The organism is Stenotrophomonas sp. T8, assembly GCF_051853085.1.
GTDB classification, from domain to species: domain Bacteria; phylum Pseudomonadota; class Gammaproteobacteria; order Xanthomonadales; family Xanthomonadaceae; genus Stenotrophomonas; species Stenotrophomonas sepilia.
In genome coordinates this window covers 2,684,195-2,706,637 of record NZ_CP195329.1, presented here as the reverse complement: position 1 = coordinate 2,706,637, position 22,443 = coordinate 2,684,195, and the positions used below count along the sequence as shown (strand labels likewise).

Annotated in this window: 18 protein-coding genes and 2 tRNA genes; 17 read left to right on the top strand and 3 right to left on the bottom strand. The window is 65.4% G+C overall.

The features are described from left to right. The first annotated feature begins 1 nt into the window (after window position 1). The 16 genes from nuoI to ACSDHM_RS12680 all read left to right on the top strand — a co-directional run bounded on the left by nuoI (window position 2) and on the right by ACSDHM_RS12680 (window position 17,914). Window positions 2-490, top strand: coding sequence for an NADH-quinone oxidoreductase subunit NuoI (gene nuoI, locus ACSDHM_RS12755; RefSeq protein ID WP_005417924.1), 489 nt, complete (start codon window positions 2-4; stop codon window positions 488-490). A gap of 9 nt (window positions 491-499) precedes the next feature. Then, window positions 500-1,156 (top strand): NADH-quinone oxidoreductase subunit J, encoded by a 657-nt coding sequence (locus ACSDHM_RS12750; protein ID WP_005417923.1) that lies wholly within the window; start codon window positions 500-502, stop codon window positions 1,154-1,156. After that, window positions 1,153-1,458, top strand: a complete 306-nt coding sequence (gene nuoK / locus ACSDHM_RS12745) for an NADH-quinone oxidoreductase subunit NuoK (RefSeq protein ID WP_005417921.1) — start codon at window positions 1,153-1,155, stop codon at window positions 1,456-1,458. The genes ACSDHM_RS12750 and nuoK overlap by 4 nt, the downstream gene beginning before the upstream one ends. 7 nt (window positions 1,459-1,465) lie before the next feature. Then, a complete protein-coding gene (nuoL, locus tag ACSDHM_RS12740) occupies window positions 1,466-3,634 on the top strand; it encodes an NADH-quinone oxidoreductase subunit L (protein WP_439426311.1) in 2,169 nt (722 codons plus the stop codon). Window positions 3,635-3,657: 23 nt separating this feature from the next. Further along, window positions 3,658-5,166, top strand: a complete 1,509-nt coding sequence (locus ACSDHM_RS12735) for an NADH-quinone oxidoreductase subunit M (RefSeq protein ID WP_072168485.1) — start codon at window positions 3,658-3,660, stop codon at window positions 5,164-5,166. Between the two features lie 15 nt (window positions 5,167-5,181). Beyond that, window positions 5,182-6,642 carry an NADH-quinone oxidoreductase subunit NuoN gene (gene nuoN / locus ACSDHM_RS12730; protein ID WP_049415243.1) on the top strand — a complete coding sequence of 487 codons (1,461 nt, stop codon included), beginning with the start codon at window positions 5,182-5,184 and terminating at the stop codon, window positions 6,640-6,642. A gap of 127 nt (window positions 6,643-6,769) precedes the next feature. Further along, window positions 6,770-6,846: transfer RNA gene (locus ACSDHM_RS12725), tRNA-Met, on the top strand. An 82-nt stretch (window positions 6,847-6,928) separates the two neighbouring features. Further along, a tRNA-Met gene (locus ACSDHM_RS12720) sits at window positions 6,929-7,005 on the top strand. Window positions 7,006-7,371: 366 nt separating this feature from the next. Next, window positions 7,372-7,962, top strand: a complete 591-nt coding sequence (gene rimP / locus ACSDHM_RS12715; RefSeq protein WP_005417913.1) for a ribosome maturation factor RimP — start codon at window positions 7,372-7,374, stop codon at window positions 7,960-7,962. 4 nt (window positions 7,963-7,966) lie between these two features. After that, window positions 7,967-9,478, top strand: coding sequence for a transcription termination factor NusA (nusA, locus tag ACSDHM_RS12710; protein ID WP_005417911.1), 1,512 nt, complete (start codon window positions 7,967-7,969; stop codon window positions 9,476-9,478). A 92-nt stretch (window positions 9,479-9,570) separates the two neighbouring features. Further along, window positions 9,571-12,219, top strand: coding sequence for a translation initiation factor IF-2 (infB, locus tag ACSDHM_RS12705; RefSeq protein ID WP_053499259.1), 2,649 nt, complete (start codon window positions 9,571-9,573; stop codon window positions 12,217-12,219). A gap of 132 nt (window positions 12,220-12,351) precedes the next feature. After that, window positions 12,352-12,735: a 30S ribosome-binding factor RbfA gene (gene rbfA / locus ACSDHM_RS12700; protein ID WP_005410447.1), complete on the top strand. Its 384-nt coding sequence runs from the start codon at window positions 12,352-12,354 to the stop codon at window positions 12,733-12,735. A 105-nt stretch (window positions 12,736-12,840) separates the two neighbouring features. Next, window positions 12,841-13,749 carry a tRNA pseudouridine(55) synthase TruB gene (gene truB, locus ACSDHM_RS12695; protein ID WP_072169119.1) on the top strand — a complete coding sequence of 303 codons (909 nt, stop codon included), beginning with the start codon at window positions 12,841-12,843 and terminating at the stop codon, window positions 13,747-13,749. Between the two features lie 173 nt (window positions 13,750-13,922). Further along, window positions 13,923-14,183, top strand: coding sequence for a 30S ribosomal protein S15 (rpsO, locus tag ACSDHM_RS12690; protein ID WP_005417886.1), 261 nt, complete (start codon window positions 13,923-13,925; stop codon window positions 14,181-14,183). A 151-nt stretch (window positions 14,184-14,334) separates the two neighbouring features. Then, window positions 14,335-16,443, top strand: a complete 2,109-nt coding sequence (pnp, locus tag ACSDHM_RS12685) for a polyribonucleotide nucleotidyltransferase (RefSeq protein WP_005417884.1) — start codon at window positions 14,335-14,337, stop codon at window positions 16,441-16,443. 280 nt (window positions 16,444-16,723) lie between these two features. Then, window positions 16,724-17,914 (top strand): glycoside hydrolase family 18 protein, encoded by a 1,191-nt coding sequence (locus tag ACSDHM_RS12680; protein WP_188240779.1) that lies wholly within the window; start codon window positions 16,724-16,726, stop codon window positions 17,912-17,914. A 37-nt stretch (window positions 17,915-17,951) separates the two neighbouring features. Here ACSDHM_RS12680 and ACSDHM_RS12675 read toward each other — a convergent pair whose 3' ends face one another. The 3 genes from ACSDHM_RS12675 to ACSDHM_RS12665 are packed head-to-tail and all read right to left on the bottom strand — an operon-like array spanning window position 17,952 to window position 20,081. After that, window positions 17,952-19,511 (bottom strand): PepSY-associated TM helix domain-containing protein, encoded by a 1,560-nt coding sequence (locus tag ACSDHM_RS12675; RefSeq protein ID WP_423173094.1) that lies wholly within the window; start codon window positions 19,509-19,511, stop codon window positions 17,952-17,954. A gap of 10 nt (window positions 19,512-19,521) precedes the next feature. Further along, complete coding sequence (locus tag ACSDHM_RS12670) at window positions 19,522-19,785, bottom strand: hypothetical protein (RefSeq protein ID WP_061478092.1); 264 nt, start codon at window positions 19,783-19,785, stop codon at window positions 19,522-19,524. Further along, a complete protein-coding gene (locus ACSDHM_RS12665; protein WP_005410439.1) occupies window positions 19,785-20,081 on the bottom strand; it encodes a hypothetical protein in 297 nt (98 codons plus the stop codon). The genes ACSDHM_RS12670 and ACSDHM_RS12665 overlap by 1 nt, the downstream gene beginning before the upstream one ends. A gap of 428 nt (window positions 20,082-20,509) precedes the next feature. Between ACSDHM_RS12665 and thrS the strand changes: the two genes are divergently transcribed. After that, window positions 20,510-22,411 carry a threonine--tRNA ligase gene (gene thrS, locus ACSDHM_RS12660; protein ID WP_072169123.1) on the top strand — a complete coding sequence of 634 codons (1,902 nt, stop codon included), beginning with the start codon at window positions 20,510-20,512 and terminating at the stop codon, window positions 22,409-22,411. Window positions 22,412-22,443: the final 32 nt, after the last annotated feature.

Here is a 22,443-nt window from a genome sequence, read left to right as displayed (position 1 = left end):
GATGAACAGGATTACCCATTACTTCAAGAGCCTGCTGCTGCTCGAACTGCTGGCCGGCCTCTGGCTGACGCTGAAGTACAGCTTCAAGCCGAAGTACACGATGATGTACCCGATGGAGAAGTTCCCGCAGTCGCCGCGCTTCCGTGGCCTGCACGCCCTGCGCCGTTATCCCAACGGCGAAGAGCGCTGCATTGCCTGCAAGCTGTGTGAAGCGGTGTGCCCGGCGCTGGCCATCACCATCGACTCGGCCAAGCGCGAGGACGGCACCCGCCGCACCACCCGCTACGACATCGACCTGTTCAAGTGCATCTTCTGCGGCTTCTGCGAAGAAAGCTGCCCGGTGGACTCGATCGTCGAAACCCACATCCTCGAGTACCACTTCGAGAACCGTGGGGAAAACATCGTTACCAAGCCGCAGCTGCTGGCCCTTGGCGACCGTCTCGAGTCCGAGATCGCCGAGCGTCGTGCCGCCGATGCCGCTTACCGCTGAGGTCGAGAGATGGATTGGGTAAATATCGCTTTCTGGGTGTTCGCCATCGCGGCAACGGTTTCGGCCGGTGCGGTGATCAGCGTGCGCAACCCGGTTCACGCCGTGCTCTGCCTGGTGCTGACCTTCTTCTCCATTGCCTGCGTGTGGCTGCTGGTGGGCGCCGAGTTCCTCGGCGTGGCGCTGGTGCTGGTCTACGTTGGCGCGGTGATGGTGCTGTTCCTGTTCGTGGTGATGATGCTGGACATCGACCCCACCAAGCTGCGTGAGGGCTGGGTGCGCTACCTGCCGGTCGGCCTCATTGTGGCGGTGGCGATGCTGGCGCAGATGCTGATCCTGATCGGCGTCAAGGCACGCTCGGTCACGCCGTTCCCGGCCGACAACGCCGCTGCGGTCGCCGCCGACAGTTCCAACATCACCTGGCTGGCACGCACGCTGTTCACCGAGTACCTGCTGCCGTTCGAGTTCGCCGCCGTCATCCTGACCGTGGCCGTGGTTGCCGCCGTGATGTTGACCCTGCGCCGCCGTACCGGCGTCAAGAGCCAGAACCCGGGCGAGCAGACCATGGTCAAGGCCGGCCAGCGCCTGCGCATGGTCAAGATGGGTGCCGAAGCACCGGTCGTGCACAGCAACAGCAAGCCGGCCACCGGCGAGGAGACCCAGCCGTGATTACCCTTGGCCACATCCTTGCGCTTGGCGCGGTGCTGTTCGCCATCAGCCTGGCCGGCATCTTCCTCAACCGGAAGAACGTCATCGTCCTGCTGATGTCGATCGAACTGATGCTGCTGTCGGTGAACATCAACTTCGTCGGCTTCTCGCGCCAGCTGGGCGATCCGTCCGGCCAGCTGTTCGTGTTCTTCATCCTGACCGTCGCCGCCGCGGAAGCCGCCATCGGCCTGGCGATCCTGGTGACCCTGTTCCGTACCCGCCGCACGATCAATGTCGGCGAAGTCGATTCGTTGAAGGGCTGATCCACAGATGGAAATCACTCTCTCCAAGAGTCTGTTGATCGCAGTGGTGCTCGCACCGCTGTTCGGCAGCATCATCGCCGGCCTGTTCGGTCGCCAGGTCAAGCGCTTCGGCGCGCAGACCATCACCATCCTCGGCGTCGCGGTGGCCTGCGGCCTGTCGATGTACACGTTCTACCAGTTGATGTGGGGCGGCGCGCAGCCGTTCAACCAGAACATCTACACGTTCTTCGAAGTCGGCCAGTACTCGGCCCACGTCGGCTTCATGGTCGACAAGCTGACCGCGATGATGATGGTGGTGGTGACCTTCGTGTCGCTGCTGGTCCACATCTACACGATCGGCTACATGCAGGACGATCCGGGCTACCAGCGGTTCTTCAGCTACATCTCGCTGTTCACGTTCTCGATGCTCACCCTGGTGATGAGCAACAACTTCCTGCAGCTGTTCTTTGGCTGGGAAGCGGTGGGCCTGGTGTCGTACCTGCTGATCGGCTTCTGGTTCAAGCGCCCGACCGCGATCTTCGCCAACATGAAGGCGTTCCTGGTCAACCGCGTCGGTGACTTCGGCTTCCTGCTCGGCATCGCCGGCGTGCTGTGGGTGTTCGGCACCCTGGACTACTCGCAGGTGTTCTCGCAGGCCGGCATGCTGGCCGACCCGCGCGCCCAGCTGCAGATCTGGGACGGCACCCTCCTGGGCATGCAGCTGCTGAACGAGCCGGTGATCTGGTCGATCGCCACCGTCATCTGTATCTGCCTGTTCATCGGTGCCATGGGCAAGTCGGCCCAGGTCCCGCTGCACGTGTGGCTGCCCGACTCGATGGAAGGCCCGACCCCGATCTCGGCACTGATCCACGCCGCGACGATGGTGACCGCCGGCATCTTCATGGTCACCCGCATGTCGCCGCTGTTCGAGCTGTCGCAGACCGCGCTGAATTTCGTGCTGTTCATCGGTGCCACCACCGCCTTCTTCACTGGCCTGATCGGCATCGTGCAGAACGACATCAAGCGCGTCGTCGCGTACTCCACGCTGTCGCAGCTGGGCTACATGACGGTTGCACTGGGCGTGTCGGCCTACTCGGCAGCCGTGTTCCACCTGATGACCCACGCCTTCTTCAAGGCGCTGCTGTTCCTGGGTGCCGGCTCGGTCATCATTGCCATGCACCACGAGCAGGACATGCGCAAGATGGGTGGCCTGCGCAAGTACATGCCGATCACCTTCATCACCATGTGGATCGGTACGCTGGCACTGGTGGGTACGCCGTTCTTCTCCGGCTTCTACTCGAAGGACACCATCATCGAGGCCGCCGAGCTGCACGCGCACCTGTCCAACAACTGGGTGGCCACCTACGGCTACTGGGCAGTGCTGGGTGGCGTGATCGTCACCAGCTTCTACAGCTTCCGCCTGCTGTTCCTGACCTTCCACGGCAAGGAGCGTTTCCGCGACGTGCATCATGACGATCATGGTCACGGCCATGACGATCACCACGCCGCCGACGCCCACCACGGCGATGCGCATCACGATGACCACGGCCATGGCCACGGTGGTCCGCATGAGCCGCACGAAACCCCGTGGGTGGTGACCCTGCCGCTGATCCTGCTGGCCATCCCGTCGATCGCCATCGGTTTCTTCAGCATCGGTCCGATGCTGTACGGCACCGACTGGGCCGGCCACCATGCCCACGATGCCATCAAGGGCCAGGCGCATACGTTCTTCACCGGCATCGTCGACTTCTACGATCCGGCCAAGAACACCATCGGCTTCCTGGGTGAGGAGTTCCACGGCCCGATCGCCTTCGCGCTGCACGGCATGATGGCTCCGGCGTTCATGCTGACCGTCGCGGGCTTCCTGCTGGCCGTACTGTTCTACCTGTGGAAGCCGGACCTGTCGGGCAAGGCGCGCAAGGCCTTCGCTCCGCTGGTGTCGGTGCTGGAAAACAAGTACGGCTTCGACAAGCTGTGGATCGATGGCTTTGCCGGTGGCAGCGTCAAGCTGGGCAAGGTCTCGCGCTGGATCGACAGCAACATCGTCGACGGCGTGGTCAATCTCTCGGCACGTGTTGTGGATGTCGCAGCCGGCGTGCTGCGTCGTGCCCAATCCGGTTTCCTCTATCACTACGCCTTCGCGATGATCATCGGCCTGATTGCCCTGCTGGGCGTGCTGATGCATTACCTGCGTTGATGACCTGTACGGAATAAGAAGACGTGTCGAACTGGCCTCTACTCAGTGTCCTCATCTGGCTGCCGATCATCGGTGGCGCCCTGATCCTCGCGATCCGTGATGCGCAGACCGCCCGCTGGGCGTCGCTGGGCGTAGCGGTGCTGACTTTCGTGGCGAGCCTCTCGCTGCTGAGCGGCTACAACGCGGGCATCGACGGTCTGCAGTTCGTCGAGACCCATGCGTGGATCCCGGCGTACAAGATCGGCTACAACCTGGGCGTGGACGGCATTGCCGTGGCGCTGATCCTGCTGACTACCCTGGTCAGCGTGCTTGCCCTGATCGGCGCCTGGAGCGCCATCGACAAGCGCGTGAACCAGTACGTGGCGGCCTTCCTGATCCTGGAAGGCGTCACGGTCGGTATCTTCGCGGCGACGGACGCGATGCTGTTCTACGTGTTCTTCGAGGCGATGCTGATCCCGATGTTCCTGATCATCGGTGTCTGGGGCGGCCCGCGCCGCATCTACGCTGCGCTGAAGTTCTTCCTGTACACCTTCCTCGGCTCGGTGCTGATGCTGGTGGCGTTGATCTACCTGTACATGAAGGGCGGCAGCTTCCAGCTGGCCGACCTGTATGCACTGCCGCTGTCGGCCAAGGAACAGACCTGGATCTTCTTCGCGTTCCTGATCGCCTTCGCGGTCAAGGTGCCGATGTTCCCGGTCCATACCTGGCTGCCGGACGCCCACGTGGAAGCGCCGACCGCCGGTTCGGTGATCCTGGCCGCCATCGCCCTGAAGATCGGTGGCTATGGCTTCCTGCGCTTCAACCTGCCGATCGTCCCGGACGCTTCGCAGGAATGGGCCTGGCTGGTGATCGGGCTGTCGTTGATCGCGGTGATCTACGTTGGCCTGGTCGCCCTGGTGCAGGACGACATGAAGAAGCTGATCGCCTATTCGTCGATCGCGCACATGGGCTTCGTCACCCTGGGCACCTTTATTGCCCTGTGGCTGGTGCGTGAAGCCGGCAACGCCGATGCCGCCCGCCTGGGCCTGCAGGGCGCCATGGTGCAGATGATCTCGCACGGCTTCGTGTCCGGCGCGATGTTCTCCTGCGTCGGCGTGCTGTACGACCGCATGCACAGCCGCCGCATCGCCGATTACGGCGGCGTGGTCAACGTGATGCCGTGGTTCGCCACCTTCGCCATGCTGTTCTTCATGGCCAACGCGGGCCTGCCCGGTACCAGCGGTTTCGTCGGCGAGTTCATGGTCATCCTCTCGGCCTTCCAGCGTAATCCGTGGATCGCGCTGGGCGCGGCCACCACCCTGATCATCGGCGCCGCCTACACCCTGTGGCTGTACAAGCGCATCTTCTTCGGTGAAGTGGCCAACAGCCATGTTGCCGAACTGAAGGACATCAACGGCCGCGAATGGCTGGTGCTGGGCGTGTTCGCCATCGGCGTGCTGGCCCTGGGCATCTATCCCAAGCCGCTGACCGACCTGATGGAGCCCTCGATCGCGAAGCTGGCGATGCAGATCGCATCCAGCAAGCTGCTGTAATTCCAGGATTTGATGATGACCACCTCGCCGCTGCTGCCATTGACCGCCGCTGACCTGCCACCGCTCGCTCCCGAGCTGGTGCTGATCGGCAGCGCCTTCGCCCTGATGATCCTCGACCTGTTCGTCAGCAACCGGAACAAGATCGTCACCCACCTGTTCTCGCTCGCTGCGCTGGCCGTGGTGCTGTTCATGCTGGCCACCGGCGTGGGCGGGCAGGGCGAGGTCTTCCATGGCATGTTCGTGCGCGATACCGCCGCGGACGTGATGAAGACCGGGATCGTGCTGCTCAGCGGCCTGACCCTGGTCTATGGCTGGCGTTATCTGCGTGACCGCAACCTGTTCCAGGGCGAGATCCCGGTGCTGATCCTGTTCGGCACCGCCGGCATGATGATCCTGGTGTCGGCCGGCAGCCTGCTGATGGTCTACCTGGGCCTGGAACTGCTGGCGCTGTGCTCCTACGCCCTGGTCGCCAGCAACCGCGAAAACGGCCTGGCCTCGGAAGCGGCGATGAAGTACATCGTGCTCGGCTCGCTGGCCTCTGGCCTGCTGCTGTACGGCATGTCGCTGATCTACGGTGCTACCGGCAGCCTGCACCTGGACGTCATCCGTGACGCCATCCCGCACTCGGAAGAGCGCGTGCTGCTGATCACCGGTGCGGTGTTCATGATCGCCGGCGTCGCCTTCAAGCTGGGTGCGGCACCGTTCCACATGTGGCTGCCGGACGTGTACCAGGGTGCCCCGGCACCGATCGCGCTGTTCATCAGCTCGGCGCCGAAGCTGGCCGCCTTCGGCATGGCCTACCGCCTGCTGGAAATGGGCGTGGGCCCGCTGTCGACGGAACTGCAGCTGCTGATCGCCGGCCTGGCCGCAGTCTCGTTGGTCATCGGCAACCTGATGGCCATCGCGCAGAGCAATCTCAAGCGCATGCTGGCGTTCTCCACCGTTTCGCACATCGGCTTCCTGCTGATGGGCATCGCCGGTGGTGGCGCACAGGGCTATGCCGCTGCGCTGTTCTACGCACTGGCCTACGCCATCATGTCGACCGCCGCCTTCGGCGCGATCATCGCGCTGTCGCGTGCCGGCTTTGAAGCCGAGAACATCGAGGACTTCAAGGGCCTCAATGCCCGCAACCCGTGGATGGCAGGCCTGGTGCTGTGCATCATGGCGTCGCTGGCCGGCATCCCGCCGTTCCTGGGCTTCTGGACCAAGCTGGCGGTGCTGGGCGCGGCCGTCAACGGCGGCCTGCTGTGGCTGGCCATCCTGGGCGTGCTGTGCGCCGTGGTCGGCTGCTTCTACTACCTGCGCGTCATCAAGGTCATGTACTTCGATGAGCCGGTGGGCGAGGCCATGCCGCGCAACAACGACCGCGTGCTGGGTGTGGTGCTGGGCGTCAATGCCCTGGCGCTGCTGGCCCTGGGCCTGGCCTGGAACCCGATCATGGTCTGGTGCCAGCAGGCATTTGCGCATCTTGCATAAAAGTTGACACAAAGCTGCGCGATTCGTGTAATATGCGCAGCCTGAGTTGTCACTGCAGCGGTTCAGCCAGAACATCGTTGCGGTAGCCCTCCTCGAAAGAGCAGGGCAGCAGTTCAAGCACTTCCGGTGCGGGGTGGAGCAGTCTGGCAGCTCGTCGGGCTCATAACCCGAAGGTCGCAGGTTCAAATCCTGCCCCCGCTACCAACTTCGGATCGGCGCCAACCGATTTGATGAATGAGGGAAAGCTTGCAGTTTTTGGAGCCATCGCTCATAATTCCGCTTCTGATGCGGGGTGGAGCAGTCTGGCAGCTCGTCGGGCTCATAACCCGAAGGTCGCAGGTTCAAATCCTGCCCCCGCTACCAAGTAAGGAGATCGCCTTCGAAGTCCCGCTTCGAGGGCGTTTTTCTTTAGGCGGGTTCCGTTCTTGCAGAGTCGAGCCATGCTCGACTTCCGGTATGGAAAAGGGATCTGACCCGGCCCCGCACCTTGCACCAGCGCGGTGCAGCCGCTATCATCAGCGGCCTAGCAGTACCCCTGAAGGCGGCCTCCCAGCGGGAGTCCGGACCCGGAAGGAGGGCCGCGACCGGCAGGCAATGCAGGTTGCAACCGGAATCCAGTCACCGGAGTCTTTCCGGAAAAGGGGCCCAACGGGCCCTTTGTCGTTTCCGGGGCGTCATGTTTCCACGCCGGCCAAGGCCGACACCCAACCATAGAGATCAAGGCAGGCTGTGAGCGACAAGGCAACCGACATCGCGAATCTGCTCGCCCCGACCGTTGTGTCGCTGGGCCTGGAGCTGCTGGGCGTTGAGTATCTGCCGGCCCCCGGCGGTGCGACCCTGCGCCTTTACATCGACGTGCCGCTGGCTGAACAGCCCGAGCGCATCATCAATGTCGACGACTGCGAGCGGGTCAGCCGCGAAGTCTCGGCGCAGCTGGACGTCGAAGACCCGATCAGCGGCAATTACACGCTGGAAGTGTCCTCGCCGGGCGTGGACCGCCCGCTGTTCAACCTGGAGCAGTTCGGCCGCCACCAGGGTGAATCGGCCAAGGTGACGCTGAAGCTGCCGCAGGACAACCGTCGTCGCCTGCAGGGCCGCATCGAAGCGATCGACGAGGCCGCGGGCACCATCACCTTCATCGTCGACAAGGCTGAAGTGGTCGTGTCGGCCGACAACATCGACAAGGCACGGATCATGCCCGACTGGGTGGCGCTGGGGCTGGCCCCGAGCAAGCCGACCGGTCCGGCACCGAAGCGTCCGAAGCCGAACACGAATTCTTCTTCCAACGAGCCGGCGGCAAAGAAGCCGCGCGCGGAGTGAGCCAATGAGCAAGGAACTGTTGCTGGTAGTCGACGCAGTCGCCAACGAGAAGGGCGTGCCGCGTGAAGTGATCTTCGATGCCATCGAGGCCGCCCTGGCCTCGGCAGCGAAGAAGCGCTATCCCGAGGAGGAAGTGCTGACCCGCGTGGTCATCGACCACAAGGATGGCAGCTACGAAACCTTCCGCCGCTGGGAAGTGGTGGCTGATGACGTGGTCATGGAATCCCCGGATCGCCAGATCCGCCTGATGGACGCCGTCGACGAGGCCGAAGGCGTCGAGGTCGGCGACTACATCGAAGAGCAGATCGAGAACCCGGACTTCGGCCGCATCGCTGCCCAGGCCGCCAAGCAGGTCATCGTCCAGCGCGTGCGCGAAGCCGAGCGCCAGCAGGTCGTGGATGCATGGAAGGATCGCGTGGGTGAGCTGATCACCGGTGTGGTCAAGCGCGCCGAGCGCGGCAACATCTACGTCGACCTCGGTGGCAATGCCGAAGGCTTCATTCCGAAGGACAAGGGCATTCCGCGCGACGTGCTGCGTGCCGGCGACCGCGTGCGCGGCTACCTGGCCGAAGTGCGCTCGGAGCCGCGTGGCCCGCAGCTGTTCATCAGCCGCGCCGCGCCGGAGTTCATGATCGAGCTGTTCAAGCTGGAAGTGCCGGAAGTCGGCCAGGGCCTGGTCGAAATCAAGGCCTGCGCCCGCGATCCGGGCGACCGCGCCAAGATCGCCGTGCTGGCCCACGACCAGCGCACCGATCCGATCGGTGCCTGCATCGGCATGCGCGGTTCGCGCGTGCAGGCCGTGTCCAACGAGCTCAATGGCGAGCGCGTGGACATCGTGCTGTGGAACGACAACCCGGCCAACTTCGTCATCAACGCGATGGCGCCGGCCGAAGTGCAGTCGATCATCGTCGATGAGGACAAGCACTCGATGGACCTGGCCGTTGCCGAAGACCGCCTGGCCCAGGCGATCGGCAAGGGCGGCCAGAACGTGCGCCTGGCCAGCCGCCTGACCGGCTGGCAGCTCAACGTGATGACCCAGGACCAGGTCACTGCCAAATCGGAGGCCGAGCAGGCTGCCGCCCGCCAGCTGTTCATGGACAAGCTGGAAGTGGACGAGGAAATCGCCGGCATCCTGGTCAGCGAAGGCTTCGGCACCGTCGAGGAAATCGCATATGTCCCGGTCGGCGAACTGCTGGCCGTGGAAGGTTTCGACGAGGACATCGTCGAAGAGCTGCGCGCTCGTGCCCGCGATGCGCTGCTCAATGAGGCCCTGGCAGTCGAGGAAGGCCTTGAAGACGGCCAGCCGGCGCAGGACCTGCTGTCCCTGAAGGGCATGGACGAAGCCACCGCATATGCGCTGGCCGGCCACGGCGTGCGTACCAGCGAGGACCTGTCCGACCTGGCCGCCGACGAGGTCATGGACTTCGGCATCGAAGGACTGGATCAGGCGCGCGCCGCTGCGCTGATCCTGGCCGCCCGTGCCGAGGAGATCGCCCGACTGGAACGCGGCGAATGAGCCGGCAATGAACAGGGCCCTGAGCCGCTCAGGGCGTAGAATCCGCGCCACCTCCAGATGCGGGGGGGCGCCCACAAGATCATAGGATCCGAATGTCGCAGCAAACCACCATCCGCAAGCTTGCCGAACTGGTCAACACGCCGGTCGAAAAACTGCTGGAACAGCTGGCCGGTGCCGGCATGAAGTTCAGCGGTCCCGACCAGGTCGTGACCAGCTCCGAGAAGGTAAAGCTCCTGGGCTTCCTTCGTCGTTCGCACGGCAAGCCCGAGCAGGCCCCGGAAGAGACCGATCAGTCTGCGAAGAAGATCACGCTCAACCGCCGGAAGCAGCAGGAAGTGACGGTCAATTCCGGTCGCAGCAAGACGACCGTGAATGTCGAGGTGCGCCAGAAGCGTACCTACGTCAAGGATGGTGCTCGCGCCATGACGCCGGACGAAGAGCGCGCCGACATCCTGCGCAAGCTGGAAGAGTCGCGTGCGCGCAACCTCGCCGAACAGCAGGCCCTGGCCGAGAAGGATCGTCTGCGCGACGAGGCCATCGTCCGTGCCCGTGAGGAAGAGGCCGCCGCCAAGGAACGCGCCGAAGCCGAGAAGAAGGCTGCCGAGGAAGCTGCGGCTGCGGCCAAGGCGGCCGAGGCACTGGCCGCCAGCAAGCCCAAGCGTGCTCCGATCGACGAAACCGCGCCGCGCCCGCCGCGCGCCCCGGCCGCCGCCCCGGCTGCGCCGCGTGGTGCTCCGCCGCCGCCGCCGCGCAACGACGAGCGCAACAACCGCAGCGCGCCGCGCAACGAGCGTGGCCCGGGCGACCGCTTCGCCGGCCAGATGCACCTGTCGGCCGCCGATCGTGCGCGTCGCGGCAACAGCAACAACAGCAATTCGCGTGGACGTCCGGGTGGCCGCAACCAGTCCGGTGGCCGTCGCGACATGTCGCGTGGTGGCAACAATGCCGGCCCGCACGCGTTCGAACGCCCGACCGCCCCGGTCGTGCGTGAAGTCGCGATCGGCGAGACCATCACCGTGGCCGACCTGGCGCAGAAGCTCGCGCTGAAGGGCGGCGAGGTGGTGAAGGCGCTGTTCAAGATGGGCGTGATGGCGACCATCACCCAGTCCATCGACCACGACACCGCTGCGCTGGTGACCGAAGAACTCGGCCACAAGGCGATCCGTGCCAACGACAACGATGCCGAAGACGCGCTGCTTGCTTCGACCGGTGAAAACCAGGGCGAAGCCGTGCAGCGCCCGCCGGTGGTCACCATCATGGGTCACGTCGACCACGGCAAGACTTCGCTGCTGGACTACATCCGCCGCACCAAGGTTGCCCACGGCGAAGCCGGCGGCATCACCCAGCATATCGGCGCCTACCACGTCGAGACGCCCAAGGGCGTCATCAGCTTCCTGGATACCCCGGGCCACGCCGCGTTCACCTCGATGCGTGCCCGCGGTGCCAAGCTGACCGACATCGTGGTGCTGGTGGTTGCTGCCGACGACGGCGTCATGCCGCAGACCAAGGAAGCGATCCAGCACGCCCGTTCGGCGGGTGTGCCGCTGATCGTGGCGATCAACAAGATCGACAAGTCCGGTGCCGATCCGATGCGGGTCAAGAACGAGCTGCTCTCCGAGCAGGTCGTGGCCGAAGAGTTCGGTGGTGACATCCAGATGGTGGAGATCTCGGCCAAGACCGGCCTGGGCATCGACGACCTGCTGGACGCGGTGTCGGTGCAGGCCGAACTGCTGGAACTGAAGGCCGTCGACGAAGGCCGCGCCTCGGGCGTGGTGATCGAATCGTCGCTGGACAAGGGCCGCGGCCCGGTCGCTACGGTGCTGGTGCAGCAGGGCCGCCTGAAGAAGGGCGACTACCTGGTGTGCGGTATCCAGTACGGCCGCGTGCGTGCGCTGTTCGACGAAACCGGCAAGCAGCCGGAGTTCGCCGGCCCGTCGATCCCGGTGCAGGTCCTGGGCCTGTCCGGTGTGCCGGAAGCCGGAGACGACTTCGTGGTGGTCGAGGACGAGCGCCTGGCCAAGGATGTTGCGCAGCAGCGTGAGACCAAGCGTCGTGAGTCGCGCCTGGTCGCCACCGCTGGCAGCCGCATGGAAGACATCATGGCGACCCTGGGCAAGGGCGAGGGCCAGCAGGTCCTCAACCTGGTCATCAAGGCCGACGTGCAGGGTTCGGTGCAGGCCCTGAGCCAGGCACTGGTCGCGCTGTCCAACGAAGACATCCGCATCAACGTGATCCACTCCGGCGTCGGCGGCATCACCGAATCGGACGCCAACTCGGCGGCTGCTTCGAAGGCCACCGTCATCGGCTTCAACGTGCGTGCGGATGCTTCGGCCCGTCGCATCATCGAATCCAACGGCGTCGACCTGCGTTACTTCTCGATCATCTATGACGTGATCGATCAGGTGAAGCAGGTGGCATCCGGTCTGCTGGGCGTGGAGATCCGCGAAGAGATCATCGGTATCGCCGAGGTCCGCGACGTCTTCCGCAGCTCCAAGCTGGGCGCCGTTGCCGGCTCGATGGTCATCGAGGGCGTGGTCAAGCGCAACAAGCCGATCCGCGTGCTGCGCGACAGCGTGGTGATCTTCGAGGGCGAGCTGGAATCGCTGCGTCGCTTCAAGGAGAACGTCGAGGAAGTCCGCAACGGTACCGAATGCGGTATCGCGGTGAAGGCCTACAACGACGTCAAGCCAGGCGACCAGATCGAGTGCTTCGAGCGTATCGAAGTGCCGCGCACCCTGTAATGCTGCAAGGTGGCCCGACCAACGGTCGGGCCCTACCATGTACCTGTAGCGCCCGGCCGTTGGTCGGGCGACAATCGAATCAAAGGTAGTGCCCGACCGTTGGTCGGGCGACAACTGAACCAAGAGCTCCTCGTGCCCAAGACTTTCCATCGAACCGACCGTGTCTCCGCCCAGCTGCGCCGTGAGCTCGGCACCCTGGTGCACAACGCCGTGCGCGAGCACGGGTTGCCCTCGGTGAGCGTGTCCGACGTGGAAATCACCCGCGACATGGCCCATGCCAAGGTGTTCGTCACCGCGCTGATGCCGGAACGCTCGGCTGAAGCCGTGGCCGGCCTGAAGGAGCTGGGCTACCGCCTGCGCATGGACCTGGCCCGTGCGATGAAGCTGCGCCACGTGCCGGAGCTGCATTTCCACTACGACGATTCGGTCGACCGTGGTGAGCACATCGACAACATCCTGCGCGACCTGCCCGATACGCTGGCCGCGGAGAAGCGTCGCGAGAGCGACGAAGAATAAGCTAGCGCCGGGCCCATGCCCGGCGTCTTTCCATTCCGGCAACGCGATGCCTGTGCGGGCCGCGCCGCTGCAGCCGAGCATGGCTCGGCTCTACAACATCCTGTCATGACCCGAATTCAGTTCCGCCGCCTGGATGGCATCCTGCTGCTCGACAAGTCGACCGGCATGAGCTCCAACGCCGCCCTGCAGGTGGCGCGCCGCCTGTTCCGTGCCCAGAAGGGCGGCCACACCGGCAGCCTCGACCCGTTGGCCACCGGCCTGCTGCCGCTATGCTTCGGCGAGGCAACCAAGATCGCCGGCCTGCTGCTGGGTTCGGCCAAGGCGTACGATGCCGAGATCGTGCTCGGCCAGACCACGGACACCGATGATGCCGAGGGCCAGGTACTGCTGCAGCGCCCGGTGCCGGCGATCAGCGCCGAGGCCCTGCAGGCTGCGCTGGCGCCACTGACGGGGAACATCCGCCAGCGGGCTCCGATCTATTCGGCGCTGAAGCAGGGCGGTGAACCGTTGTATGTGAAGGCCCGCCGCGGCGAGGCCATCGAGGCCCCGGAGCGCGAGGTCCAGGTGCACGCCATCGAGGTACTCGAGCAGCAGCCGGAACGGCTGCGGCTGCGCGTGACCTGTGGCTCCGGCACCTACATCCGCAGCCTGGCACGCGACCTCGGCGAACGCCTGGGCTGCGGCGCCCATATCAGTGCGCTGCGCCGGCTGTGGGTCGAGCCGTTCCGTGAACCGGTGATGGTCACCCTGGACCAGCTGCGGGTGATGGCCGAGGCCGGCGACGAGGCGGGCATGGACGCGCTGCTGCTGCCGTTGGCGGCCGGCCTGGCCGAGTATCCGCGGGTCGACCTCGACGCCGCCCAGGCTCACCGTTTCTGCGTCGGCCAGCGCCAGCGTGACATGTCCTGGCCGCATGGCCTGGTGGCCGTGTTCGGTCCGGACGATGCTGTCCAAGGCCTGGGCCAGGTCGACGACAGTGGCCTGCTGGCCCCGCAGCGCCGTTTCAACCTCTGACCGGGGCAGGGTGGTTCAGCCCCGGTCCTTGTCCCGGAAGCCCCTGGCCGTTACAATTTCGCGGCCGTTTTCCGGCAACCTGCCTCGCGCAGGTTTCATCCTCGTAGTCCACGGCGAGCCTGGCGGTGCGCGAAGCGCGTTCCTGCCGGCCACGCATCACAGAGAAAAAAGAAATGTCGATCGACACCCAGAAGGTCATTGAAGACAACAAGCGCAGCGCCGCTGACACCGGCTCCCCGGAAGTCCAGGTTGCCCTGCTGACCGCCCGCATCGAACTGCTGACCGGCCACTTCAAGACCCACAAGAAGGATCACCACAGCCGCCGCGGCCTGCTGCAGATGGTCAACCGCCGTCGCAGCCTGCTCGACTACCTGAAGAAGAAGGACGTCGAGCGTTACAAGGCCCTGATCGAAAAGCTTGGCCTGCGTCGCTAAGCAACGAATCCCCCGCGGCGCAGCGATGCGCCGCGGTTTTGTTTTGTAGCACCGCAATCCCCGATTCAGGCCGGAACGATCCGGCCACCCGCTGGCGGCAAGGGTCGCCGACGGTCCAAATTCGCAGACAGCATCCCCAAGGACACCCTCCGTGGCAAAAATCACCAAAACCTTCCAGTACGGCAAGCACACCGTCACGCTTGAGACCGGCGAAGTCGCCCGCCAGGCCAGCGGCGCGGTCATCGTCAAGATGGACGACACCGTACTGCTGGTCACCGCCGTCGCCGCCAAGAGCGCGCGCGAAGGCCAGGACTTCTTCCCGCTGACCGTCGATTATCAGGAAAAGTTCTACGCCGGCGGCCGCATCCCGGGTGGTTTCTTCAAGCGTGAAGGCCGTGCAACCGAGAAGGAAACGCTGATCTCGCGTCTGATCGACCGTCCGATCCGTCCGCTGTTCCCGGAAGACTACAAGAACGAAGTGCAGATCATCGCCACGGTCATGTCGCTGAACCCGGACGTGGACGGCGACATCCCGGCCCTGATCGGCGCCTCGGCTGCGCTGGCCCTGGCCGGCACCCCGTTCATGGGCCCGATCGGCGCTGCCAAGGTCGGCTACAAGAACGGCGAGTACATCCTGAACCCGACCGTCAGCGAACTGGCTGACTCGCAGCTGGAACTGGTTGTCGCCGGTACCTCCAACGCCGTGCTGATGGTCGAATCCGAAGCCGCGCTGCTGTCCGAAGAAGTGATGCTGGGCGCCGTGACCTTCGGTCACCGCGAAATGCAGAAGGTCATCAACGCGATCAACGAGCTGACCGTCGAAGCTGGCACCAAGCCGTCGACCTGGGAAGCCCCGGCCAAGAACGACGCGCTGATCTCCGCGCTGAAGGAAGCCATCGGCCCGCGCCTGGGCGAAGCCTTCCAGGTGCGCGACAAGCTGCAGCGCCGTGACGCCATCTCGGCGATCAAGAAGGACGTGTTCGAAGCCCTGGCGGGCCGCGTGGCCGCCGAAGGCTGGAACCCGGCCGAGCTGTCGAAGGAATTCGGCGAACTGGAATACCGCACCATGCGTGACTCGGTGCTGGACACCAAGGTCCGCATCGACGGCCGTGCGCTGGACACCGTCCGCCCGATCACCGTGAAGACCGGCGTGCTGCCGCGTACCCACGGTTCCTCGCTGTTCACCCGTGGCGAAACCCAGGCCATCGTGACCATCACGCTGGGCACCGCCCGTGACGGCCAGGTCATCGACGCCGTTGCCGGTGAGTACAAGGAAAACTTCCTGTTCCACTACAACTTCCCTCCGTTCTCGGTGGGTGAGTGCGGCCGCATGATGGGCCCGAAGCGCCGCGAAATCGGCCACGGTCGTCTGGCCAAGCGCGGCGTGCTGGCTGTCATGCCGTCGCTGGAAGCCTTCCCGTACACCATCCGCGTCGTCTCGGAAATCACCGAGTCGAACGGTTCTTCGTCGATGGCGTCGGTCTGCGGCTCGTCGCTGGCCCTGATGGACGCCGGCGTGCCGGTGAAGGCACCGGTGGCCGGTATTGCCATGGGCCTGGTCAAGGAAGGCGACCGTTTCGTGGTCCTGTCCGACATCCTGGGTGACGAAGATCACCTGGGCGACATGGACTTCAAGGTGGCCGGTACCGCTGAGGGCATCTCCGCCCTGCAGATGGACATCAAGATCGAAGGCATCACCGAAGAGATCATGAAGCAGGCCCTGCAGCAGGCCAAGGCTGGCCGTCTGCACATCCTGGGTGAAATGGCCCACGGCCTGACCGCTCCGCGTGAGGAGCTGTCGGACTACGCGCCGCGCCTGCTGACCATCAAGATCCACCCGGACAAGATCCGCGAAGTGATCGGCAAGGGTGGCTCGACCATCCAGGCCATCACCAAGGAAACCGGCACCCAGATCGACATCCAGGACGACGGCACCATCGTCATCGCGTCGGTCAACGCCATCGCTGCCCAGGCTGCCAAGGCCCGCATCGAGCAGATCACCTCGGACGTCGAGCCGGGCCGCATCTACGAAGGCAAGGTCGCCAAGATCATGGACTTCGGTGCGTTCGTCACCATCCTGCCGGGCAAGGACGGCCTGGTCCACGTGTCGCAGATCTCCAGCGAGCGCGTCGAGAAGGTCGGCGACAAGCTGAAGGAAGGCGATGTGGTCAAGGTCAAGGTGCTGGAAGTCGACAAGCAGGGCCGTATCCGCCTGTCGATGAAGGCCGTCGAAGAAGGCGAAGGCGCCAGCGCCGAATAATCGGTACTGCTGCTCGTGCGGTGGGTGAGGACCGTTGGTCCTCACGCTTTCGCAAATGAGAAAGCGGGCTTCGGCCCGCTTTTTCTTTGCCTCGATGTTGTGAAGAGACGCTCATCCAGGTCGCTGCATGTCCTGCTGCAGTGCATGATCGCCGCCACGCAGCCATCGTTCTGTCACCGTTGCACGGATCGCGCCTGTCCATGGGACGACATGCCGCGACATCCGTACCGCAGCCCTATCGGTTTGCTAACGTGGCGGCGCCTTTGAACCGGGAGATCCCATGTTCCGCCAGACCGTGGCCGTCCTTGCCGTGCTGATTGCCGGTGCCTTGCCCATTGCCGCGCACGCAGCGCCCGCACAGCAGCCGATCTTCGGCGCCTATTACCCTGGTGGATCGGCCGAGCGCTATCCGGTGTCGAGCATTCCGGCCGAGCGCCTGACCCACCTGTTCTACGCGTTCTCCACCATCGAGGACGGCCGCTGCACGGTCGGTGCGGAAGCGCCGAAGAATTTCGCCGCACTGGCCGAACTCAAGAAGGCGCACCCGCACCTGCGCACGCTGATCTCCATTGGCGGCTGGGGCGCGGGCGGCTTCTCCGATGCGGCACTGACCGAAACCAGCCGCAAGCGCCTGGTCGACTCATGCATGGCGCTGTTCTTCGAGCGCCATGCAGGCAGCTTCGATGGTGTGGACATCGACTGGGAATTCCCGGTCAGTGGCGGGCCGGAGGAGCTGGCACACCGCCCGCAGGATCGCGCCAACCTGACCCGGCTTGCGCAGGCCTTCCGCCAGGCACTCGATGCGCGCGGTCGCAAGGTTGGCCAGCCGATGCTGCTGACCGCCGCGTTGGCCGCCGGTCGCCTGCAGACCGATGGCCCCTATGATCCGGCGGCGAGCTACGACCTGCCGGCGCTGGCCAGGGTGTTCGATTTCATCAACCTGATGAGCTACGACATGGGCACCGGCTTCTCGTCGGTGTCGACCTTCAATGCGCCCTTGCATGAAGTGCCGGCCGATCCGCTGGCGCCGGAGCTGCGCCGCTGGAACAACGTGGCCGGCGCGGTGCAGTACTACCGCGAGCACGGTGTACCGGCCGACAAGCTGGTGCTGGGCGTGCCGTTCTACGGGCGCGGCTTCAAGGTCACCGGCGATGCACCGGATGGCCTGTATCAGCCTTACAGCACACCGGCCGACGCCGGCGACTGGCGGGTGATCAAGGCGCGCTATCTCGACCAGCCGGGCTGGACCAGGCACTGGCAGCCGCAGGCGCAGAGCCCGTGGCTGTACAACGCCGAACAGAAGGTCTTCATCAGCTATGAAGACCCGCGCTCGATCGGGCTGCGTGCGCAGTTCGCCCGCGAGCAGGGCCTGGCCGGGGTGTTCATGTGGGAGCTGACCGGCGACGACGAGCAGGCCAGCCTGCTCAACGCCATGCTCGGCCCGTGGCAGAAGGCGCGCATCGGCGATTGAGTCGCGTGCTGGCGCCGGGCTCATGCCCGGCGACGCTTCAGTTCGCCCAGACGCTGTTCGGATCGCCGTTGCGGGCGCGGCGCTGGCTGGCGACGGCCAGGCGGGCGAAGCCGAAGGCCATGGCCAGCGCGATGGCATCGATCCAGAACAGCGGCCACTGGCCACGCCCGGCGGCGCGCCACAGCCAGTCACCATTGAGTGCACCGTGCAGGACCGGCACCAGTGCAGTGCTGATCGCTGCGGCCCACAGCAGTTCGCGCGCGGCCTGCGCGGGACGGCGCAGTGCAGCCCACAGCGCACAGGCTGCCCAGCTGCCGAAGCAGGCCCAGCGGATGCCGTGGTCGACCGCCGACGGTGCCAGCCGCTCCAGCACCAGTGCGGTGACGAACGCGATCGAGATCGCCACGCACAGGCCGATGCACACGCCGACCGTGGCCCGCGCCATGTTCACACCGGCACGTGGCTGTTGCGGCTGGCGACGCTTGCGCCGCGACTCGATCCACAGCAGGTTGCCGGAGTAGAACAGGAACGCACCGCCGAGGCCGAGCAGGAAGTACAGCCAGATCACCACGCCGTTGCCGAACTCACCGAAGTGCAGCGCGTAGGCGGCGCTGAGCGTGGCGTGGTTGGCGTCGCGCTGGCCCGGCAGCTGCGACGCGAGCAGGTTGCCGGTGGCGACGTCCAATGCCACGGCACCAAGCGGGCCGAGGGTGCCACTGGCCTCGCCGGTGATCTCGATCGTGGCGTTGGCATCGCCGCCATTGGCCAGCTTCAGGTAGGCCGGTTCAAAGTTGGCCACGCCCTGCGCGCGGGCCACTTCAAGTGCGCGCGCATGCAGCACGCGCAGGCTGCCCGGTGGCGCCGGAATCCCGCTGGCATCGCGCACCGGCGCAGTGTCCATCGCGGTCGGTACCGCTTGCAGCGCCTTGCCGTCGTAGATCAGCGGATTGAGCAGGGCCATCTGCACGAACACCAGGCACAGCAGGGCGCCCGTGACTGCGAACATCAGGTGGAAAGGCAGGCTGAGCACGCCGATCACGTTGTGCGCGTCCTGCCACAGCTGCTTCAGGTTGCGGCCCGGGCGCAGCGCGAACAGGTCGCCGAACAGCCTCGGCAGGTGGATCACCAGGCCGCTCAGCAGCGCCATGCCATACAGCAGGCTGACGATGCCCATCACATAGATGCCGGCCACCGGCAGGCCGAGGCTGTAGTGCAGTTCGTTGACCAGTTCTGCCAGTCCGGTCTGCGGCGGCGAGGGGCTGCCGGCGATCTGGCCCGGCCAGGCGTAGCGCCAGCTGCCGTCATCGGCCTGCCAGTACGCCAGGGGCTGCGGGTGTTCGGTGCCGGGGAAGGTCATGCCAACGTGGCGGCGGGCCTCCGGGTGTGTCGCCAGTACGTCTTCCAGCAGGTACTGCGCATCGTCCAGGCCCGCCGGCAAGGCGGTGGCTGCGCCCGGGGTCTGCCACAGCGGCAAGTCGTGATGGAACAGGGTCAGCGCACCCGCATAGAAGGCCACGAAAAGGCCGAAGCCGGCGACCAGGCCGACCCAGGTGTGCAGGGTGGTGAATGTGCGCAGCGTCTGCGAACTGAACTTCATGGGGGAGCTCTCATTGCACCGCGCCGGCCAGGCGCAGCAGCCCGAGCACGGCGAAGCCGGCCGCGGCGCTGCCACCCAGAACCAGCCAGGCGCGCAGTGCGCTGCGGAAGCTGAACGCCCACAGGGCGGCCAGCATCCATAACGGGATGAAGGCGATCAGGGTCGGCACCAGTGCGCGCTGCCAAGGGCCGGGCGGCAGCCAGGCCAGCAGGCCGGTCGCGGCGGCCGCAAGCAGGAAGCCAGCGATGATGCCGGCGATGGCGCGCGACCACATCACGGCGACTCCGTGCCCGGGCGATGCCAGGCGGCCAGCGCCGGCAGCAGCATCGCGGCGAGCATCCAGGTGCACAGCATCGCCACCAGACCGGCAGCGAAACCGAGTTCGGCCATCCACAGCCACAATGCGGCAGCCGCGGCGACCAGGCCGATCTGGCGGCCGAGGCGACCGGCGCGGCGCAGGCGCGGCCAACGGCAGTGCGGCGAGGCGGCATAGAAGGCCAGTGCCGAAAACATCGCTGCCAGCATGCCCAGGCTGCAGAAGCCCAGGGTGGAAAGGCCGACGGTGATCATTGCGGGCGGGCGCCGCGGCAGTGGGCCGGCGAACGCGGGGCACGGGCGGGGCCGGCGGGAGCCGGTCGGAGCGGGTGGCGCATCACGAGGTCCTGGGGGAAGCGGGCAGGCTGGCACGGGGCGGGCTGCGCGGACATGGTAATCATTGCGTTTTCACGCCGCCAGCGCCGGCCATTCAGCGGACCGTACGGCAGCCCTTGGGCTTTCCGGTGCGCTGGTTTAAGATCGTCGCAGACTCCTGACTGGAACAAGGTGGCCCGCGCCCAGCGCCGGCCGAGCGTGCGACATGAGCACTACCACCGCCCACTGTTGACCTGCCCCCGAAGGCCCTGTGTTCCAGGCGCCCTCGCGGCGCTTTTTTATTGCCCGGGCCGCGGCCCGGGAACGCTTTCCAGCCCGCCCCGCGGGCCCCGCACGAAGCCAATGCGATGATCAACATTACCCTTCCCGACGGCAGCCGCCGCGAGTTCGAAAATCCCGTCAGCGTCATGGACGTCGCCCAGTCGATCGGTGCCGGCCTGGCCAAGGCCACCATCGCCGGTTCCGTCGATGGCGTGCTGGTCGATGCCAGCGACGTCATCGACCACGATGCCAGCCTGCGCATCATCACCGCCAAGGACGAGGAGGGCGTGGAGATCATCCGCCACTCCTGCGCCCACCTGGTCGGCCACGCCGTCAAGCAGCTGTACCCGGACGTGAAGATGGTGATCGGCCCGGTGATCGCCGAGGGCTTCTACTACGACATCTATTCCGAGCGCCCGTTCACGCCGGACGACATGGCCGCGATCGAGAAGCGCATGGGTGAACTGATCGCCCAGGACTACGACGTCATCAAGAAGATGACGCCACGCGCCGAGGTGATCGAGATCTTCAAGGCCCGTGGCGAGGACTACAAGCTGCGTCTGATCGAAGACATGTCCGACGACATCCAGGCGATGGGCATGTACTACCATCAGGAGTACGTGGACATGTGCCGCGGCCCGCACGTGCCGAACACGCGCTTCCTGAAGGCCTTCAAGCTGACCCGCATCTCCGGCGCCTACTGGCGCGGCGACGCGCAGAACGAGCAGCTGCAGCGCATCTACGGCACCGCCTGGGCCGACAAGAAGCAGCTGGAGGCGTACATCAAGCGCATCGAGGAAGCCGAGATGCGCGACCACCGCCGCATCGGCAAGCAGCAGGACCTGTTCCACCTGCAGGAAGAAGCCCCGGGCCTGGTGTTCTGGCACCCGAAGGGCTGGGCACTGTGGCAGGTGGTCGAGCAGTACATGCGCAAGGTCTACCGCAGCAGCGGCTACGGCGAAGTGCGCTGCCCGCAGATCCTGGACGTGAGCCTGTGGAAGAAGTCCGGCCACTGGGACAACTACCAGGACAACATGTTCTTCACCGAATCGGAGAAGCGCACGTACGCGGTCAAGCCGATGAACTGCCCGGGCCACATCCAGGTGTTCAACCAGGGCCTGCACAGCTACCGCGACCTGCCGATCCGCTACGGTGAGTTCGGTTCCTGCCACCGCAACGAGCCGTCCGGCGCGCTGCACGGCATCCTGCGCGTGCGTGGCTTCACCCAGGACGACGGCCACGTGTTCTGCACGGAAAACCAGATCGAGTCGGAAGTGACGGCCTTCCACCAGCAGGCGCTGGCGGTTTACCGGCACTTCGGCTTCGACGAGATCCAGATCAAGATCGCGCTGCGTCCGGAATCGCGCCTGGGTGACGACGCCACCTGGGACAAGGCCGAAGGCGCGCTGCGCTCGGCACTGACCGCCTGTGGTGTGGAATGGCAGGAGCTGCCGGGCGAGGGTGCCTTCTACGGCCCGAAGATCGAGTACCACCTGAAGGACGCGATCGGCCGTACCTGGCAGCTGGGCACCATGCAGGTCGACTTCATGATGCCGGGTCGCCTCGGCGCCGAGTACGTGGACGAGAACAGCCAGAAGAAGCACCCGGTCATGCTGCATCGCGCCATCGTCGGCTCGATGGAGCGCTTCCTGGGCATCCTGATCGAGCACCATGCTGGCCAGTTCCCGGCCTGGCTGGCGCCGACCCAGGTGGTGGTGGCCAACATCACCGACGCCCAGGCCGACTACGTCTCGGGCGTGACCAAAACCCTTGCGGAGCAAGGCTTCCGCGTCAGCTCGGATTTGCGTAACGAGAAGATCGGCTATAAAATCCGCGAGCATACGTTGCAGCGCGTGCCCTACCTGCTGGTCATCGGTGACCGCGAGAAGGAGAATGGGGCTGTGGCGGTGCGTACGCGTTCTGGCGAAGACCTGGGCAGCATGAGCCTGCAGGCCTTCATCGAGCGGCTCCACGCCGAGGGCGCGTAAGCAAAGGTCCGGTCCGGGCGCACAGGCACCCG

Excerpts from the sequence above, each read along its gene's own strand:
- nuoI (WP_005417924.1), top strand. The coding sequence starts at position 2 with ATGAACAGGATTACCCATTACTTCAAGAGCCTGCTGCTGCTCGAACTG.
- ACSDHM_RS12750 (WP_005417923.1), top strand. The coding sequence starts at position 500 with ATGGATTGGGTAAATATCGCTTTCTGGGTGTTCGCCATCGCGGCAACG.
- nuoL (WP_439426311.1), top strand. The coding sequence starts at position 1,466 with ATGGAAATCACTCTCTCCAAGAGTCTGTTGATCGCAGTGGTGCTCGCA.
- nuoN (WP_049415243.1), top strand. The coding sequence starts at position 5,182 with ATGACCACCTCGCCGCTGCTGCCATTGACCGCCGCTGACCTGCCACCG.
- nusA (WP_005417911.1), top strand. The coding sequence starts at position 7,967 with ATGAGCAAGGAACTGTTGCTGGTAGTCGACGCAGTCGCCAACGAGAAG.
- infB (WP_053499259.1), top strand. The coding sequence starts at position 9,571 with ATGTCGCAGCAAACCACCATCCGCAAGCTTGCCGAACTGGTCAACACG.
- truB (WP_072169119.1), top strand. The coding sequence starts at position 12,841 with ATGACCCGAATTCAGTTCCGCCGCCTGGATGGCATCCTGCTGCTCGAC.
- rpsO (WP_005417886.1), top strand. The coding sequence starts at position 13,923 with ATGTCGATCGACACCCAGAAGGTCATTGAAGACAACAAGCGCAGCGCC.
- ACSDHM_RS12680 (WP_188240779.1), top strand. The coding sequence starts at position 16,724 with ATGTTCCGCCAGACCGTGGCCGTCCTTGCCGTGCTGATTGCCGGTGCC.
- ACSDHM_RS12675 (WP_423173094.1), bottom strand. The coding sequence starts at position 19,511 with ATGAAGTTCAGTTCGCAGACGCTGCGCACATTCACCACCCTGCACACC.
- ACSDHM_RS12670 (WP_061478092.1), bottom strand. The coding sequence starts at position 19,785 with ATGTGGTCGCGCGCCATCGCCGGCATCATCGCTGGCTTCCTGCTTGCG.
- ACSDHM_RS12665 (WP_005410439.1), bottom strand. The coding sequence starts at position 20,081 with ATGATCACCGTCGGCCTTTCCACCCTGGGCTTCTGCAGCCTGGGCATG.
- thrS (WP_072169123.1), top strand. The coding sequence starts at position 20,510 with ATGATCAACATTACCCTTCCCGACGGCAGCCGCCGCGAGTTCGAAAAT.